9 protein-coding genes are annotated in these 15,904 nt (G+C 59.6%); 3 read left to right on the forward strand and 6 right to left on the reverse strand.

Annotated features, from left to right (window positions below; translation table 11 throughout):
• Together ACST81_RS04355 and ACST81_RS04360 are read left to right on the forward strand one after the other, a co-directional pair.
• Entirely contained in the window at window positions 1-369 is a 369-nt protein-coding gene (locus ACST81_RS04355; protein ID WP_438751613.1) for a sodium:proton antiporter, read from the forward strand.
• Window positions 363-3,449, forward strand: a complete 3,087-nt coding sequence (locus ACST81_RS04360; RefSeq protein ID WP_438751614.1) for a complex I subunit 5 family protein — start codon at window positions 363-365, stop codon at window positions 3,447-3,449. Before ACST81_RS04355 ends, ACST81_RS04360 begins: the two co-directional genes overlap by 7 nt.
• A 116-nt stretch (window positions 3,450-3,565) precedes the next feature.
• On the opposite strand, the gene ACST81_RS04365 is transcribed toward ACST81_RS04360, so the two are convergent.
• The 4 genes from ACST81_RS04365 to ACST81_RS04380 all read right to left on the reverse strand — a co-directional run bounded on the left by ACST81_RS04365 (window position 3,566) and on the right by ACST81_RS04380 (window position 10,126).
• Window positions 3,566-4,708, reverse strand: coding sequence for a helix-turn-helix transcriptional regulator (locus ACST81_RS04365; protein WP_438751615.1), 1,143 nt, complete (start codon window positions 4,706-4,708; stop codon window positions 3,566-3,568).
• A 507-nt stretch (window positions 4,709-5,215) separates the two neighbouring features.
• Window positions 5,216-5,704 (reverse strand): DUF1269 domain-containing protein, encoded by a 489-nt coding sequence (locus ACST81_RS04370; protein ID WP_438751616.1) that lies wholly within the window; start codon window positions 5,702-5,704, stop codon window positions 5,216-5,218.
• A 223-nt stretch (window positions 5,705-5,927) separates the two neighbouring features.
• Window positions 5,928-9,023: an efflux RND transporter permease subunit gene (locus ACST81_RS04375; RefSeq protein ID WP_438751618.1), complete on the reverse strand. Its 3,096-nt coding sequence runs from the start codon at window positions 9,021-9,023 to the stop codon at window positions 5,928-5,930.
• The gene (locus tag ACST81_RS04380) at window positions 9,020-10,126 is read right to left on the reverse strand and encodes an efflux RND transporter periplasmic adaptor subunit (protein ID WP_438751619.1); all 1,107 of its coding nucleotides are present in this window, start codon (window positions 10,124-10,126) and stop codon (window positions 9,020-9,022) included. Before ACST81_RS04380 ends, ACST81_RS04375 begins: the two co-directional genes overlap by 4 nt.
• Window positions 10,127-10,701: 575 nt before the next feature.
• Between ACST81_RS04380 and ACST81_RS04385 the strand changes: the two genes are divergently transcribed.
• Window positions 10,702-11,838, forward strand: coding sequence for an alpha/beta hydrolase (locus ACST81_RS04385; protein WP_438751620.1), 1,137 nt, complete (start codon window positions 10,702-10,704; stop codon window positions 11,836-11,838).
• 310 nt (window positions 11,839-12,148) lie between these two features.
• Here the strand turns inward: ACST81_RS04385 and ACST81_RS04390 are convergent, their stop codons facing one another.
• Together ACST81_RS04390 and ACST81_RS04395 are read right to left on the reverse strand one after the other, a co-directional pair.
• Entirely contained in the window at window positions 12,149-14,065 is a 1,917-nt protein-coding gene (locus ACST81_RS04390) for a methyl-accepting chemotaxis protein (RefSeq protein ID WP_438751621.1), read from the reverse strand.
• A 612-nt stretch (window positions 14,066-14,677) separates the two neighbouring features.
• Window positions 14,678-15,904, reverse strand: a complete 1,227-nt coding sequence (locus ACST81_RS04395; RefSeq protein WP_438751622.1) for an HlyD family secretion protein — start codon at window positions 15,902-15,904, stop codon at window positions 14,678-14,680.

Below are 15,904 nucleotides of genomic sequence, written 5' to 3' on the forward strand. Positions count from 1 at the left end.
ATGGGATTGCCGATATCGCAGATACTTCTTGCCACAGGCTTTGTCCTGGTGCTGACCGGTCTCTGGGGCATCCTCACGCATCGCAATATCCTGCGCATCATCATCGGCTTTTCACTGGTAGACACCGGCCTGCACATCGTCATGGTGGCAACCGGCTACATCACCGGCGGGAGTGCGCCGATCATCGAAAAGCTTCTCGGCCCCGGAGATACAGCCCCGTTGTCGGTCGATCCAATTCCTTCGGCGCTGGTCGTGACAGCCATTGTCATCGGCTTTTCGGTCACCGCTGTCATGCTGTCCTTCGCAATCCGGCTCTACCAGACCAGCAAGACCCTTTCGATCGACGCTCTCACGGAGTCGAAATGGTAGACAGCTTCCTGCAACCGTTGAACATCTTTCTTCTCGGCCTCGGGGGCGGCTTTCTCATTCCGCTGCTTTACCGGACCGCCAAACCGCTGCCGGCGGCGGCGCTCGTCGTCTCGCTCACGGGAATGACGCTGATTTCCGCCGTCTGCCTCTGGAGGCTGCACAGCGGCGCTCCGGTCATCGAGGTGCTGACGGCCGGCAGCGTGCCGCCGTTCTCGATCAACCTGCGCTTCGGCCCCGCGGAAGGCTTCTTTTCCCTTTGCGTCAACATCATTGCGCTGCTTGGCGCATGGCATCTGTGGGACCGCCTGCGGTCGAGCTATCCGGCCCTGCTGCTTTACCTGATCCTCATCATGGGCATCAACGGCATGGTGATGACTCGCGACCTGTTCAACCTGTTCGTCTTTCTCGAAATCGTGTCGATTGGAACCTATGGTCTTTTGGGATTTGAACGGACACCCGCAGCACTTGCCGCAAGTTTCAAGTACATTATGGCGACGGTGCTCGCCTCGTCCTGCTTCCTGCTGGGGTCTGCTCTTCTCTACCACGTCACCGGGACGCTCAACATCGATGAGATGATCGCCAACCGGGCGATGATCACCGGCCCGATCGGAACGACGGCGTGCCTGTTCGTGCTTGCCTGCCTGGTGATCGAATTGAAGCCGTTCCCGGCAAACGGTTGGGGGCTGGATGTCTACGAGACGGCCAACAGCGGCGTTGCCGCGCTTGTTTCGGTTGGCGTTTCCGCGGGCGTGTTCTTCGCTCTGTACAAGTTGCTGCCACTCTTTGAAGATTACCTCGGTATCCTCGCCGTTTCAGGCGGGATAACCTTTTTCTTCTCCAACCTCGCCGGTCTGCGACAAAACAATGTTCAAAGAATGCTGGGCTACTCCTCGATTGCGCAAATGGGCCTGCTGTGCCTCGCGCTTTCGCTGATGCATCAACTGGGTGCCCAGGACACGCTGCCGCTGGTGGTTGGCGGCCTGTTTATCAATCATCTCTTCGCCAAGGCGGGGTTATTCTGGCTGGCTGGCGTGGTCAATCGCAAGGGAATCGGCGGCTGGTCCGACATTGCCGGCCGGCCGCTGCTTTTGTCCGTCTTCGCCCTTCTTCTCGTAGCGATTGCCGGCCTGCCGCCATTTCCCGGCTTCTGGGCGAAGTGGGAACTCGTCCTGCAGGTCGCTGCTGGCGAGCGGTATATCTGGATCGCCGTCATCCTTGCCGGGTCGCTGCTCGAAGCTGCCTACATGTTCCAGTGGTTCAAGCAGGCCATGCGGCCTACAAACGAGGGAATGCCGGTGACACCCGGCCTTGCAAGGTTGGCGCCGGTGATGAGCTGTGCGGTGTTGCTGGCGGCAAGCGGTTATGCGGCGGCGGCTCTTGCAGGCAGCGCATCCTTGCTGATTGTCACGCCGCTTTGCATCGGCGTCGTCCTTTATGCCGTCGACTGGCTTCCCGGCCGTGTCAAATGTGCCTTGCTGCTGCTGGCGGTGTCCTCGGCCGGCTTCTGGATCGCGCGCGACATCGAGGGTACGGGCCGGTTGTTCGCCATGCTCCTCCTGTCCAGCGGGCTCGTCATCGGCTTTGCCGGTTTCTACCGCGCGGATGCGCGACCCGGCTTCTATCCGATGATGGCGATCCTGCTGCTGTCGATCGTCAGCCTGCTACGCGCGACGACCAGCCTCGAATTTTTCTTTCATTGGGAAATCATAACCCTTTCCTCCTATTTCCTGATTACGCTCGGGCGTGGCGCCCATCCCTATGCGCTGCCGTTCCTGCTGTTTTCGCTGGTGTCGGCGTTTTGCCTACTCGCGGGCTTCGGCATGGCGGCAAGTGCGAACGGAACCACGGCGCTTGCGGCGTTTGCCACCGCAGGCCCTGCTGCTGCACCCGCCTTCATGCTGCTGACCGTCGGCTTTCTGATCAAGGCAGGTGCCGTCGGCGTTCACGTCTGGTTGCCCGGAGCCTACGCCGAGGCGGATGACGATTTGTCGGCTATGCTGTCGGCTGTCATCAGCAAGGTCGCCGTCTTCGGCTTGTTCATGACCACCTACCTCGCTATCCGCTCCGAAGTCGGGCTCGAAATGGCGCATGCGATGGGCTGGATCGGCGTCCTGACGACGATCGCCGGTGCGATGATGGCGCTTCAGCAGAGCGACATGAAACGTATGCTCGGCTATTCCAGCATGAGCCAGATCGGCTACATCATCACCGCAATCGCGCTGATGAGCCATCTCGGCTGGGTGACGGCCTTCTACCTTGTCGCCAATCATCTGATGGTCAAGGGGATCCTGTTTCTGGCCGTTGCCGGTGTCATCCTTCGAACCGGAACCAGGTCTCTGGAGCAGACCGGGGGCCTTGCCAGGAAAATGCCCCTTACGTTCGTGGCCGCTGTCGTTGCTCTGGTCTCCATGTCGGGACTTCCGCCTTTGGCCGGCTTCGGCGGAAAATGGCTGCTCATCAGCGCGATGATGGAGAAGGGCTGGTACGGGCTGGTGATCTGCGCCGTCGTGGCGACATTCCTCGGCTTCCTCTATATGTTCCGCTTGGGGCATGCCGTCTTCCTGGCTCCGCCGCGCGGGGGAGACCGGGACATCCGTGAGGCGCCCCTGCCTTTGCTGCTGCCGCAGTTCGTCCTGCTGGCAGGCATCCTGGCGCTGTCTTTCTTTCCCAAGCTCCTCATGAATCCCGTTTCCGAAGCGATCGACCCCTATTTTGCCTCCACGCTGGTATGGCAGGGCATGTCGCTCGAAACCATCTACGGTTACTGGAACCCCGTTCCGGTCATGGCCGTCACGGTGGCGGCTGCGGCAGCGCTGCTGGCAGTATTGCTGCTTCTCTACAAGACGGGACGGGCCCGGTTGGCTCCGGCCGGCATTGCGCGCTTCTACACGTTCTACCGTGTCGTCTTCACGCCTCTCGTGACACCGGTCGCCAACGCATTCTGGGGAGGGATATCCGACCTGACGATCGCTGCGGGAGGCGTTGTCCGTAGAAATTATTCCGGCAATGGCCAGACATATGCACTGCACGTGCTCTGCTATGTTATCGCCCTGTATGCGCTCGGCACATACGGTTTCTAGATCAATTGAACCGGCCCGAGAGCTTTTGAAGATCTTTCAGATTTGTTCGTGCACTTTTGGTCTTTGTTTGCGCATGGTAACGTTGCAAACCGCTGCACAGGTTTGCGCGACGTGCTCTAGCCCTGTAACCGGCGCAGGAGGGCTCCCAGCCGCTCCTCGGCTGCACAATCGTCAAGGGATCTGTCGCGAGGAAGTGGAATCACGTTTTGACCTCCCTTCCTGGCCTGGCTCGGGCTGTAGCCGAATTCGCGTTTGAAGGCCCGGCTGAACTCAGCACCGTCGGAAAAACCGTGCGCTTCAGCAATCCTCAGAATAAGACGTTGGTCGTCGGAATCTGCAAGGGCCGAATGGGCGTCGAGCAGGCGGCGATGCTGAATATAGTGTCTCACACCGCCAAAGGGCTCAAAGAGATTGTAAAGCCTTGTGCGGGAAACGCCGAGTTCCCGCCGCACCGATTCGACGCCCAGTTTCGGATCAAGCAGTTTTGCCTTCACGATTTTCCGCGCCCTCTCCAGAAGAGTTCTCGTGATTGGCTCCTCGGCGCTGTCGATATTGTCAGGTGACGGAGATACACAGGCGAGGATCATCGCGCGAGTGGCAGCAACCAGCCCAGGCAGATCGGCTTCAGTAAGCATTGGCAATCGATTGGCGACCCCTACCAGATAGTCCGAGAACAATCGGCCCATTCCAGTCCCCAGTTTCGAGAATTCCGCCGCGCCGAGAGCAACTGCCGTTTCGTGGCAGAAATCATGCGGCACAAACAGCGTGAGCAACTGGCTTTTTGAGATTTCGCCGGCAAACGGGCAGCCAAGGGGATGAATCTGAACCTCGCCGGGACCACCTGCAAACGTCCCTCTTTGAAAGTCTGTTCTGCTCTTTCCCGACTGCAACAGCGTTATCGCCCAGTGATCGTGCGGCTCCCGCCGGGCATGCCCGGGCAGGCTTGTGAAACCCATCGCGTCTGTGCCGATTTCTGCGAAGACGAGGTTGCCCAAATCCCAGAGTTTCTGCCTGCCATGGAATTCCACCGGCGTGCCATCGACCTCGTTAAGTTCGAGAATCGGCGCAAAACTATTATGCCAAGCGGCAAACCGATCGGATCGCTCGAGTGTCTCGGTCGAAAGTTCGAAGGATGGCAGGTAGGACACCTCCTCCTCCTCCATAGGCTCCGCCCGCAGTATTCCGGACTGCAAACCATGGTCATGTGCGAACATGACGTCGGCACCATTGGCATGTAGGCTGTATTCTTCGGTTCGCATCGTTCACTCCCCATCCGAAACCAAATATGCCGATTTTCAAAGCTCAGGCCGTATTCAGCCTGATGCAGACCATCATCATTCAATGCGAGAAGGGAACCATAGGCCGTTCTGTCGCTCTTATGGCAGCCGCAATCACGCTGAATAGGGCAGCAAACTGGGTCCGGATGAACCGCTTCAGAACAGACGAGAGAAGCGGTATGATGCGGCCATCTACAAAGCCTGCTGCGGAAGCAAGACAAGCACGAGGATCCGGTCGTCCACGAACCGATCAACGGTTTCGCAGCACTCGTCGTCATCGATCCGGAGGGCGTTCAGCAGCATCGGAACGGCGTAGCTGGGCGCCAGAACTCAGAGGAATTTGGCGCGTACCGATGCCTCCGTCAGCGAGCATGTGCCCGTCGACATCCCCAATAGTTTTGTTACTCTCCTGCAGCCAGTTTAGCTGCACCTCCGACCGACGCCGTTTCCGGGCGGGATGCTTGTGCTGAATAGCCGGAAGCGATTGGGCTACGCGATCTTTTGCAATGCGTCCCGCAAAACCTGTTCCTTGGTTTCGTCGAGGGACGTCTTGAGGACAACGCCGCCAAAGCTCGATATTTCCTTAAGTACCTTGTCGGCGGTCATTTCCCGGATCAGAACGAACAAAGCTGCATTGCCCGGCTGGAGGTTGCTCGCAAGATCCTTCATGAAAGCGTCGTTGATGCCAACGTCTGTCAGCGCACCGCCGATAGCGCCGGATGCAGCGCCGACAGCAACGCCCACGAGCGGATTGAGGAATAGCATGCCAACGAGCAATCCCCAGAAGCTACCCGACGTTGCGCCGGCAGCAGTGGCGTTGACCAATTGGTTCAATTTCACTTTTCCGTTGTCAGCCTTGACTGCAATGACGGCGTCACCGAGTTGAATCAGATATTCCTTTTGCAGTTCGAACAGGCGCTGCCGGACCTCCTCGGCCTTCGTTTCCGTGGGATAAACGATTGCAATCAAATCAGACATGGCTGCTCCAATGAACAAACTCTGACGATGCGCATTTGCGCAGGCCTCAGATCATATCGCTGAATGCTGCGAAAGAATTAGCGTGGAATCCCGCGACTGTGTATCGCGTCTCTTTTATGGTATTTTTTCAGTTCAGCCAGCACAGGCGCGCCACGCTGGCTAAGCAAGAATCTCAACCGGGTGCCCCATGTAACGCCCCATGGGTCCCCTTTGCGGCTTAGAATTAGGAACTTGCTGCTATTTCGCCGGTTGCCCCGGGATGCGGCAGTTCCTCCTTGACGGATTCAGCGTCAGCGGGGATTCGGAACCAGAGAACATAAAGCGCCGGCAGGAAAATCAGCGTCAGTGCCGCAGCCACCACCAGTCCGCCGATCACAGTGAAGGCAAGCGGCGACCAGAAGGGATCGCGGATAATCGGCAACATGCCAAGAATTGTCGATCCGGCAGTCAGGAAGACAGGCCGCAGCCGTTGAGCTGTAACATCTATGACCCCCTCCCATGACCGATCCTCTTCCATACGCATGTCGATCTGATCGATCAGTACGACGGAGTTTCGGGTAATCATGCCGATAAGTGCGATCATGCCGAGCACAGCAATGAAGCCCACCGGGGTATTGGTAATCAACATGATCAGCACGACGCCGATCAGCCCCAACGGCACGACACTGATGACGATCAGCAGACGCTGCACGCTCTGAAGCTGGAACATCAGCACGATCAAGATGATGATCCCCATCACCGGCAGCATTTCGACGACGGAGCCAAGGCCATCTTCGGCGCTTTCAACAGCGCCGCCGACAGAGATATTGTAATTCGGGTTTGCCCGGCGCAGTTCATCGATCTTCTCATTCGCTTCTTCGACGACACCGGCCGCCATGACACCGTCGGCCACATCGGCCTGTACGGTGATGGTGGTGGAGCCATCGCGACGCCAGATGATGGGCTGGGTCGTCTGATAGTCGATCGTGGCGATGCTGGAGAGCGGTATCGTATGGTTTGCACCCACGGGAATCTGCAGCTGGCGGAGTGTGTTGACGTCAATGCGCTCCTCTGCCGTTGCCCGCGCAATTAGGTTGACGAGATAGATAGAGTCCCGGACCTGGGTGATCGGCACGCCGGAGGCGGTCGCAAAAAGTGTCTGGGCGATCACCGAGGAATTCAACCCGACAAGTCGTGCACGGTCCTGGTCGACATTGATCACAATCTTGCGGACCGGCTCGTTCCAGTCGAGGTTCGGCTGAACCACTCCCGGTATCTTGGCAATGGTATCGGCGACCTGCCAGGCGAGGTTGCGCACGCCCGAAATGTCTGTGCCGCTGATCCGGTATTGAACCGGCCAGCCCACCGGTGGTCCCATTTCCAACGGGGATACGCGCACGATGATGTCTGGCAGTTTCTCGTCGAGTTCTTCCTGCAGACGCGCTTGCAGCGCATCGCGCGCCTGGACGCTTTTGGCGATCACGACCGCCTGGGCGCGCCAGGGCGCAGGCGCCTGAAGGTCCATCGAGAGGTAGAAGCGGACAGGGTCCGAGCCGATATAGAAGCTCCAGTCGGCCACGTCCTCATCGGCAGCGAGGATCTCCTCGGCCTTCGCGACAGAGGCCCCGGTTGCCTCCTGCGACGCGCTCTGCGGCAGGGTCAACTGTACTATCAGTTCGGGACGATCTGACGCCGGAAAGAACTGCCGGTTCATCGCCGACGACGCGAGAAGCGCGACAACGAACAGCGCGACGGTACCGAGAATGACGGCGAGGCGCAGACGCATGCATGTGTGGAGAACGTTCTTGAAGCCTCGGAGCACGGCGCCGTCATCTTTCTTGCCCGCTGCCGGAGCGGATTTCAGCACCGCAAGGCCAACCACAGGGGTCAGCAACACGGCGACCAGCCAGGAAACAATCAGCGCAAAGCCGATCACAAGAAACAACGAGCGCGCATATTCGCCGGAGGAAATGCTCGCGAAACCGACGGGAATGAAGCCCGCGATCGTTACCAGAGTGCCGGCCAGCATGGGGAATGCCGTCGAGGTGTAGGCATGGGACGCCGCCTTGACACGGTCATAGCCCTGCTCGAGTTTGGCCATCATCGTCTCTACGGTAACCATCGTGTCATCGATCATCAGCGTCAGCGCTATGATCAGAGCGCCGAGAGAGACGCGCTGCAGTGCGATGCCGGTGATGTCCATGAACAGGAATGTCAACGCGAGGACGAGCGGAATGGACACGGCAACGGCAAGACCGGCGCGCACGCCCAGCGCTAGAAAGCTGACGCCGAGAACAATCACGACAGCCTGAAGCAGCGATGTCGTGAAGCTGCGGATTGCCGTCGTGACGACGGCCGGTTGGCTCGCCACCTGCGTCAGGTTGATTCCTATCGGCAGGTCGTTCTCGAACGTCCGCATAGTCGCGGCGATGTTCTCGCCAAGCTGCAGGATATCGCCGCCCGATGCCATGGAGATGGCGATTCCTATGGCGGGTTTACCCTTGATGCGGAACCGCGGTTGGGCCGGATCGACCGTGCCGCGGACGACGCTCGCGATATCCCCGAGCCGAACGAAGCCGGAGGATGTGGGAATATTCAGTTTACGAATATCGTTCTCATCCGCGAGACTGCCGGACACCTGCAAGATCGTTCGATCCTGCGCGGAGGTCATCAGACCGGACGGCAGAACGGCATTCTGCGCCTGGATGGTGCTGATCACAGTCGAAGCACTGAGCCCGAGACTTGCGAGCCGCTCCGTCGAGAACTCCATGTAGATCGTCTCGTCCTGGGTGCCGATCAGTTGAACCTTGCCGATATTGTCGATCTTCAGCAGACGAGTGCGCGCCTCGTACGCCCAGTCACGGACCTCACGGTCACTGAAGCCCTCCGACGTGAAGCCATAGATAATGCCGAACGTGTCGCCGAAATCATCGTTGAAGAATGGTCCCCGCACGCCCGCCGGCAGCGTCGCCTGAATATCGCCGACCTTCTTGCGTGCCTGGTACCAGGATTCCCCGACGTGATCGGGCGGCGTCGAATCGTCGAGCGTCACGTAGATGACGGACTGGCCGGCGGTCGTCAGGCTGCGCAGATTGTCGAGATGGGGAACTTCCTCCAGCGTCCGCTCAAGCCGGTCGGTTATCTGATCGGTGGTTTGCTCGATCGTGCCGCCCGGCCAGGCGGCAGAAACGATCATCGTCTTGAAGGTGAATTCCGGATCTTCGTCGCGGCCGAGATTGATGTACGAAATGACGCCGGCGATCGCGCTGAGAAGGACGAGGAAGATGATGAGGCTTTGCCGCCGGATCGCCCATTCCGAGAGATTGAAACCCTCGTTCATTGAACAGTTCCTTCCAGGAGCCGCACCGTCATGCCCGGGCGCAACTGCTGAACGCCGGCGACGACGACCTGATCTCCGCTTGTCAGCCCCTTGGTGACGAGAAAGTCCTGCGCGTCGAAGCGTTGAACCTCCACCGGCACCAGCTTCGTCGTGCCGGTGGCGGCGTCAACGAGCCAGACGGCAGTCTGGTTATCCTGACTGAACAACGCGGCAATCGGCAACCGTGCGACCGACCCACCCGCGAGACGGATCGTGCCGCGGACAGCGCTGCCGAACCGGAAATCATCCGGCGCCGAATCGAGCCCGATACGGACCGTGAAGTTTCGAGTAATGGGGTTCGCGGTCGGCGCGATCTCGCGAACCGTTCCCGTCGCCTTGCTATTGGCGTTGCTCAGAAGTTGCACATCGACGCGCACGTCGCTGCCGCTCGACTGGATCGTGGTTTCCGGCACCTCGAAGACGGCGTCACGCTCTTCAAGTTGGGCGACGCGAACGACCATCTGGCCGCCACCAACGACTTGCCCGACTTCTCCACCGACCGCCGTGACGACGCCGTTGGCGTTTGCCTTGAGCACGCGATTGTCGAGGTTCGTCTGGGCGATCCGCAAGCCGGCCTGCGCGGCATCGACGCCGGCCTGCGCCACGCTGGCTTGCGCAATGGCATTGTCGAGGGCCTGGCGCGTGGAGGTGCGCGGGTAGAGTTGCTCATGGCGTGCCCGCTCGGTTTCGGCATTCAGCAACTGTGCCTGAGCCGAAAACACGTTGGCCTCGGCCTTGCGCAAGGCGTCCTGGGCATCCTCGGCGTCAAGTCGGGCCAGAACGGTTCCGACTTCCACAAGGTCGCCAACATCGACATCACGCTCTCGGACCTCGCCGCCTTGGCGGAAGCTGAAGCTCGTCTCCGTGCGCGGTCGAATTTCGCCCACGAGCGAACCGAACGTATCTTCCGGATTGAATGAAACGGCAACGGTTCTAACTGGCCTGGGCGGAAGGTCTTCGACCTCGTCCTCCCCTTGGCACCCAGCCAGAAACACGGCCACGATAACCGTTGTCGCCAAGCCAAGGAACGCGTTATTTCCCGAAGTCGCAAGGCGCTTTTTCATGACGAACCCCCAGGTGCAATAGCGCGACGGCCCGGTGCCGCGCATCGATTGTTAATGCAAGTCATTGGAATCGATAAAATTCGTCACCCAGGATCGCACTCGACTAGAACATTGGCCGATCTGACACCGATAACTAAGGACCGGTTGCAAAGGTTCGGACGATGAAAAATGAGTTCGCTTCAATCCTGGCGACGTCCTGATCACCGCGAATGATTTGGGTTTTGTGCAGAAGCTGAAAACATGGTGCTCTCCTCGACGTTTTGCAGTCTTTTCCCGTTGCTCCGGAACCGGGAACCGCAGTATCCCTTCTGGCACTATAGTGTGGTTCAAGCCGCGCTGTGATCAGCACGGAATCCCCCGCCCATGCCCTGCGTCCAGATTTCGCAGCTCATAACCGCAAGCATCGCGGGTCTTCGGACCGAAAACCCGTGCATCGCCGTGGCCGTAAAAACACATTTACTTTCCGGCAGTTGGGAAATGTAGAAAATAACACTTGGAGCCGGTTGCCTGCCCGACACATTACAGTTCATAAATTTTGAAGCTTGTCTGCTAACTCAAGCCGAGACGATTTCGCCATGCGACTGTACCCCCTTCTGATCGTGCTGATATCGCTCACCGGGTGCGGCGGACCGCGCGCAGTGATTGGCCCCCCTTTGGCCTCGGGTGCCGCGCCAAAGTCGATCGAAAGCATCTATGTCGCGACCACGCGCAATCGTGCCGATAATCCTTCACTACCCTATTCCTCGGGAAGATCGATGGCGTTGAATTTTGCGAAGTTCGACATCGGGATTCCCAGAAACCATATATCGGGGAGGATCGAGACAAGTAGCCGCTTGCCAAATCCGGACAGGCATTTTGCTGCGCAGGCATATCGGCCGATCGACGGAAGGCCGCAATTCATCGCACAACTCAATGCGGCGCTGGCTCAGCGTGCGCCGGAAGATCGCGAAATCGTCATCTTCATCCACGGCTACAACAACAACATCGCCGACAGCGTTTTTCGCAACGCACAGATCGCGCATGACTACAGTATCAGGGCGGTTTCACTCCACTATGCATGGTCGTCGGGTGGCTCACTCCCGCTCTACGTTTTCGATCGGGACAGCGCCATCTTCGGCCGGGCGGGGCTTGCCGAGACGATCGAAATCGCCGCACAGACGAAGGCGCGCAGAGTGCTGTTGATCGGACACTCGATGGGCGCTTATGTCGTGATGGAAGCCCTGCGCGATCTGGCGATGACCGGCCGTCGCAAGACCCTGGAGCGAATAGGCGGTGTGGTGCTTGCGGCCCCTGACATCGATGTGGATGTATTCCAGAGTCAGGTGCGCGATATTCGCACACTCCCCAAGCCGTTCACCATCGTTGTTTCGAGACGGGATCGGGCCCTCGGATTTTCCAGGCGTCTGACGGGGGGCCACCCGCGCGTCGGTAGCGGTTCCGACATCGCTATGCTGCAACAGAATGAGATCGCTGTAATCGATGCCTCCGACACTGACGGGGGTACGCACAACGTTTTTGCCAGCTCGCAGACGCTGATGGATGTGGTCAACAACAATGAGCTGATGCGCAGCTTGCTCCGGGATGATCACGGTCCTGCGAAACAGACCGTGCTGGCCGACGGCGCATCCGTCATCGAAGGCGCCGCATCGCTGGTGATTTTTCTCCCGGCGCGCATTCTGGGCGGCATGGCACAGGCTGCCACCACCCGCTAATTACGTCACAAATGAAGCGTCTGTGACGTAACCAGCGCCGTTTAAGCCCCTCAACAAAACCGGCTCACCGGACGCTCACACTTCATCCGAACGCCCAGCTATGCCCCGTTTCCTGGCGCTATCTCGATCATGCGGTTTGCGGCCTCGATGCCGCCCGTATCAGGGCAGGCGAAGTGCGCCAATTTCGCCATCTGCCATGCGCCCGGCATCGCCACGATCGATCCGGCCCTGCAAAAAAAAGGCGGGGTCCAAGCCCCGACCTGCGCGGTCTGGCGCCGTGTCGAGCCACCGGTGCGGTCCTTGCCGAGCCTTAAAATTCCTGCCAGTCGTCTTGCTTGACGGCAGCATTGCCCGAGAAGGCGCCGGCCAAACGGCGGCCGAGTTCACGTACCGGCGATTGGCCGGCGAGTGTGGTCACCCGATGGGCCGGGGCGAGTTGCGGAACATCGGAGAGCTTGAACAAAGTCAGAAGCTCGTTGAGCGAAACCACTTCGCGCGAGAGGCTGTGGGTGGCGGCTGTGGTTTCCTCCACCATGGCGGCATTCTTCTGCGTATCCTGATCCATCTGGTTGACGGCGGTGTTGATCTGCTGGAGTCCGGAGGACTGCTCCTGCGCCGCCTCGACAATGGCACTGACATGCCGGTTGATCTCCTGCACTTCCGTCACGATCGTCTCCAGTGCCCGGCCGGTGTCGCCGACGAGCTGTACGCCCTGCTGCACCTGCGTCTTCGAGGCAATGATCAGCAACTTGATCTCCTTGGCGGCATTGGCGGAGCGCTGGGCAAGTTCGCGCACTTCCTGCGCGACGACCGCAAAACCCTTGCCGGCTTCGCCGGCCCGCGCCGCTTCCACGCCTGCATTGAGCGCCAGCAGGTTGGTCTGGAACGCGATCTCGTCAATGACGCCGATGATGTTCGAAATCTCGCTGGAGGATTTTTCGATCTGCTCCATCGCATCCACGGCACGGCGCACGACGCTGCCCGACTGTTCGGCATGGTTGCGCGCGCCGGCGACAAGCTGGCCCGCCTCAAGGGCGCGCTTGGTGGAGTCCTTGACGACAGTCGTGATCTCCTCCAGCGCGGCTGCGGTTTCCTCGACGGCGGCGGCCTGTTGCTCGCTGCGCTTGGCAAGGTCGTCGATCGCCACCTTGATTTCGTTGGCCCCGGCGCCGATGCCGCAAGCGTTTTCGGCAACCCGCGTCAGGGCCGAATGCAGTTTTTCCGCCGAGCTGTTGAAGTCGCCGCGCACGCCGTCAAGCGTTGCCGTGAACGGCGTGTCGATACGGTGGGAGACGTCGCCATTCGCGAGCCTGGAGAGCCCCTCGGCGAGGTTATCGACGGCGAACTTCACCTCGGCCGCTTCCCGCGCCTTCAGGGCTTCCCGTTCAAGGCGGTCCTCTTCGCTCAGGATGCGGCTGGCTTCGGCGTCCTGCTCCAGACGCGCGCGCTCGATGGCATTTTCGCGGAACACCTGAACGGCTCCCGCCATCGCGCCGATCTCATCATGACGGCCAGTGAATGGAATGTCGCTCTCGATATCGCCGCCGGCAAGCCTGCGCATGGCGGCGGTAATGCGCTGGATCGGATCGGCGACGCGGGTCACGATGATGTAGATGCCGGCAAAGCTGATCAGCACGGCGACGGAGGCGGTGGCCAGCGATAGAAAGAAGGCATCACTTGCGGCCTTGTCGGCGGCGGTGACCTCCTTCTCCGTCTGCGTCATGATGAAGGCGACGAGCTCGGAGATCTTGTCGTTCGTCTGGCTGGCGATCGGCTTCAGCTCCGCCGTGAAGGCAATTCGCGCCGCCTCCAGGTCGCGGTTTCTTGTGTAACCGAGATAGGGTGTGCTGTGGTTGAGGTAGTCTGCAGAGAGCGCGCGAATTTCCGCGATGAGGGCGCGTCCGATCGGCGAGAAGAGGCCAGCCTCGTATTTGACGATCGAGGCTTCTAGCTGTGCCTTCGCAACCTCCAGCAACTGCATTTCGGCCTGGAATCCGGCGTCGTCGTTGACCATGGAAAAGCGCGCCAGCGCGAGGCGCACATCGGCGAAATCACTTTTCACCTCACGCGAGGAGAGCAATCGTTCGATCCAGAAATTACCGACCTTTTCCGCGGACGCGGTGATCGAGCGGATGCTCTGAAGGGCAACGAAGGACGAGATTGCGACAATGACGATGATGGCGCTGATCAGCGCGATCAGCGCGGTTTTGATGGTGAGTTTCTTCATGAGGAAAAGTTCCGAAAACACGATACAAGGCAACTTCTTCATGAGCCATGTGAAGGCCTTTACCCTGCGAATCAAAACAGACGACACGCACATTGAAGCATTCATGTGAGAAGGTAGCCGCGGCGGACATGCGGCTGGAACGTCAACGTGATGTTGAGCGGCTCTCGCTGCACGGCGTGATAAGCCGAGCACTCGATTGCAATCACAGACTAGAAGAATTCTGGCCGGGAACGTTGCGCGAGAACAAACAACGCACATTTTTCTGCGCCGGCATCCGTGACCTTTCGAAGCAGGCCTTCGCTTGTTCTACTGCGCCGCGCGTCAAGCATGACGCGCAAAGGTCGCTGTAACGCTTTAAATGTGCAGTAGCCCGGCGGCCCCGGAATCGGTTTGGGGGCTTCACGAAATTCGCTGTTCCGGAGATGGCGGGATCGCCGGGACCGACATCGACAAGAAGTGCATTGTCGCCGGGCGGCCGGGCAGTTTACGCCTTGTCCCGATCCTGTACCTTGTGCTTTCCTTTGACAAAACGGAAGCTTCGCGCATGGTCTGCACAACCGTTCCACGCTGCGACGACTGCCGTTCGATAGGGCAGCCGTCGCATTTCCCCTCTCAGTGGCCGGTCAGGACGAGCGTCTGTACCGGCATCAGCATGGCCTGGATGCGCAGGATCATTGCATGTACCAGCCCGACGGCATCGACGACATGCAGATAGGTCCACTTCAACGTGCCGATATTCGGATCGGCAAGGGCATCGTGATTGTTCGTATAGGCATTGGCGATGCAACTGCTGCCCGGCGGTACATCGTCCAGCGCGCCCGGATAGAGCGGTTGCAGGAAGACGGTGAGGGTTCCGGGTTTGCCCATCTGCTGGACGTCGATCAGTTGGTCGGTCGGCCGCAACTGGCCGGCGGCGATCACATCCTGGACCTCGGTGACGACAAGCGGGATGATGGTAAACGGCTTGCCGATGCAGGTTGCCTCGGCAATCATTCCCTGCTTCACCACTTGCGCCTCGATTTGCCCGAAGCCGGCAATCAGGGTACCTCGTCCCGCCAGTTCAGGCACGAGAATGCCGGCCGGGCGCAGCATCGAATTGACCACATCGCCGGGGCGAAGCGTGAATTGCTGGACTGTCCCTGCAATGCCGGCGCGCACGATCGTCTTGTCCAGATCGACCTGCGCCTGGGCGAGTGCGGCTTCGGCGCTCGCTTTCTGGGCGGGCAGCAAGGCAGAGATCTTGGTTTCCAGTGTTCTCTTGTTCGCGATCGTAGCGGCCACCGCGCTTTTGCGTCCTTCGATAGTCGTTTCGAGACGTTCGACTTCCCGCCTTGAGACGGCATCGGTTTTCAAGAGCTGAGCCTTCATCTCGTATTCGTCCACGGCCGTCTGATAGGCGCTTTCCGCCTCCTGGATCTGGGCGTCGGCCGTGACGAGTTCGGTCCTGGCGACCTCCATCTGTGCATCCAGTTCCGCGATCTGGCGACGGGCCGTTTCGATCGCGGCGTCCTGCTGGGCGCTGTCGAGCCTGAACAGCGGATCGCCGGCAGCGACCTTCTGATTGATGCCGACGAAGACCTCGTCGACGCGACCGACCGTTTCCGGCAGGATCGTCACCGTGCGGAATACCGCCGTGACGCTCTTGGTCGAGGGGTGGAAATAGAAGATCATGGTGATCAGCGAGATCGTCAGCAGCAGGCAGGCGGTGATGCCCCAGCGCAGTTCGTACCACATGGTATAAAGGGTGATTTCGACCCCGATCCGCTTTCCCTGCGCGTATCTGCGGAAGAGATAATCCGGCAGGACCGTGAGCATGGAGCATAAAATCAATTCAAGCAT

Origin of the sequence: Pararhizobium sp. O133 (genome assembly GCF_051669845.1) — a bacterium.
Classification (GTDB): Bacteria; Pseudomonadota; Alphaproteobacteria; order Rhizobiales; family Rhizobiaceae; genus Pararhizobium.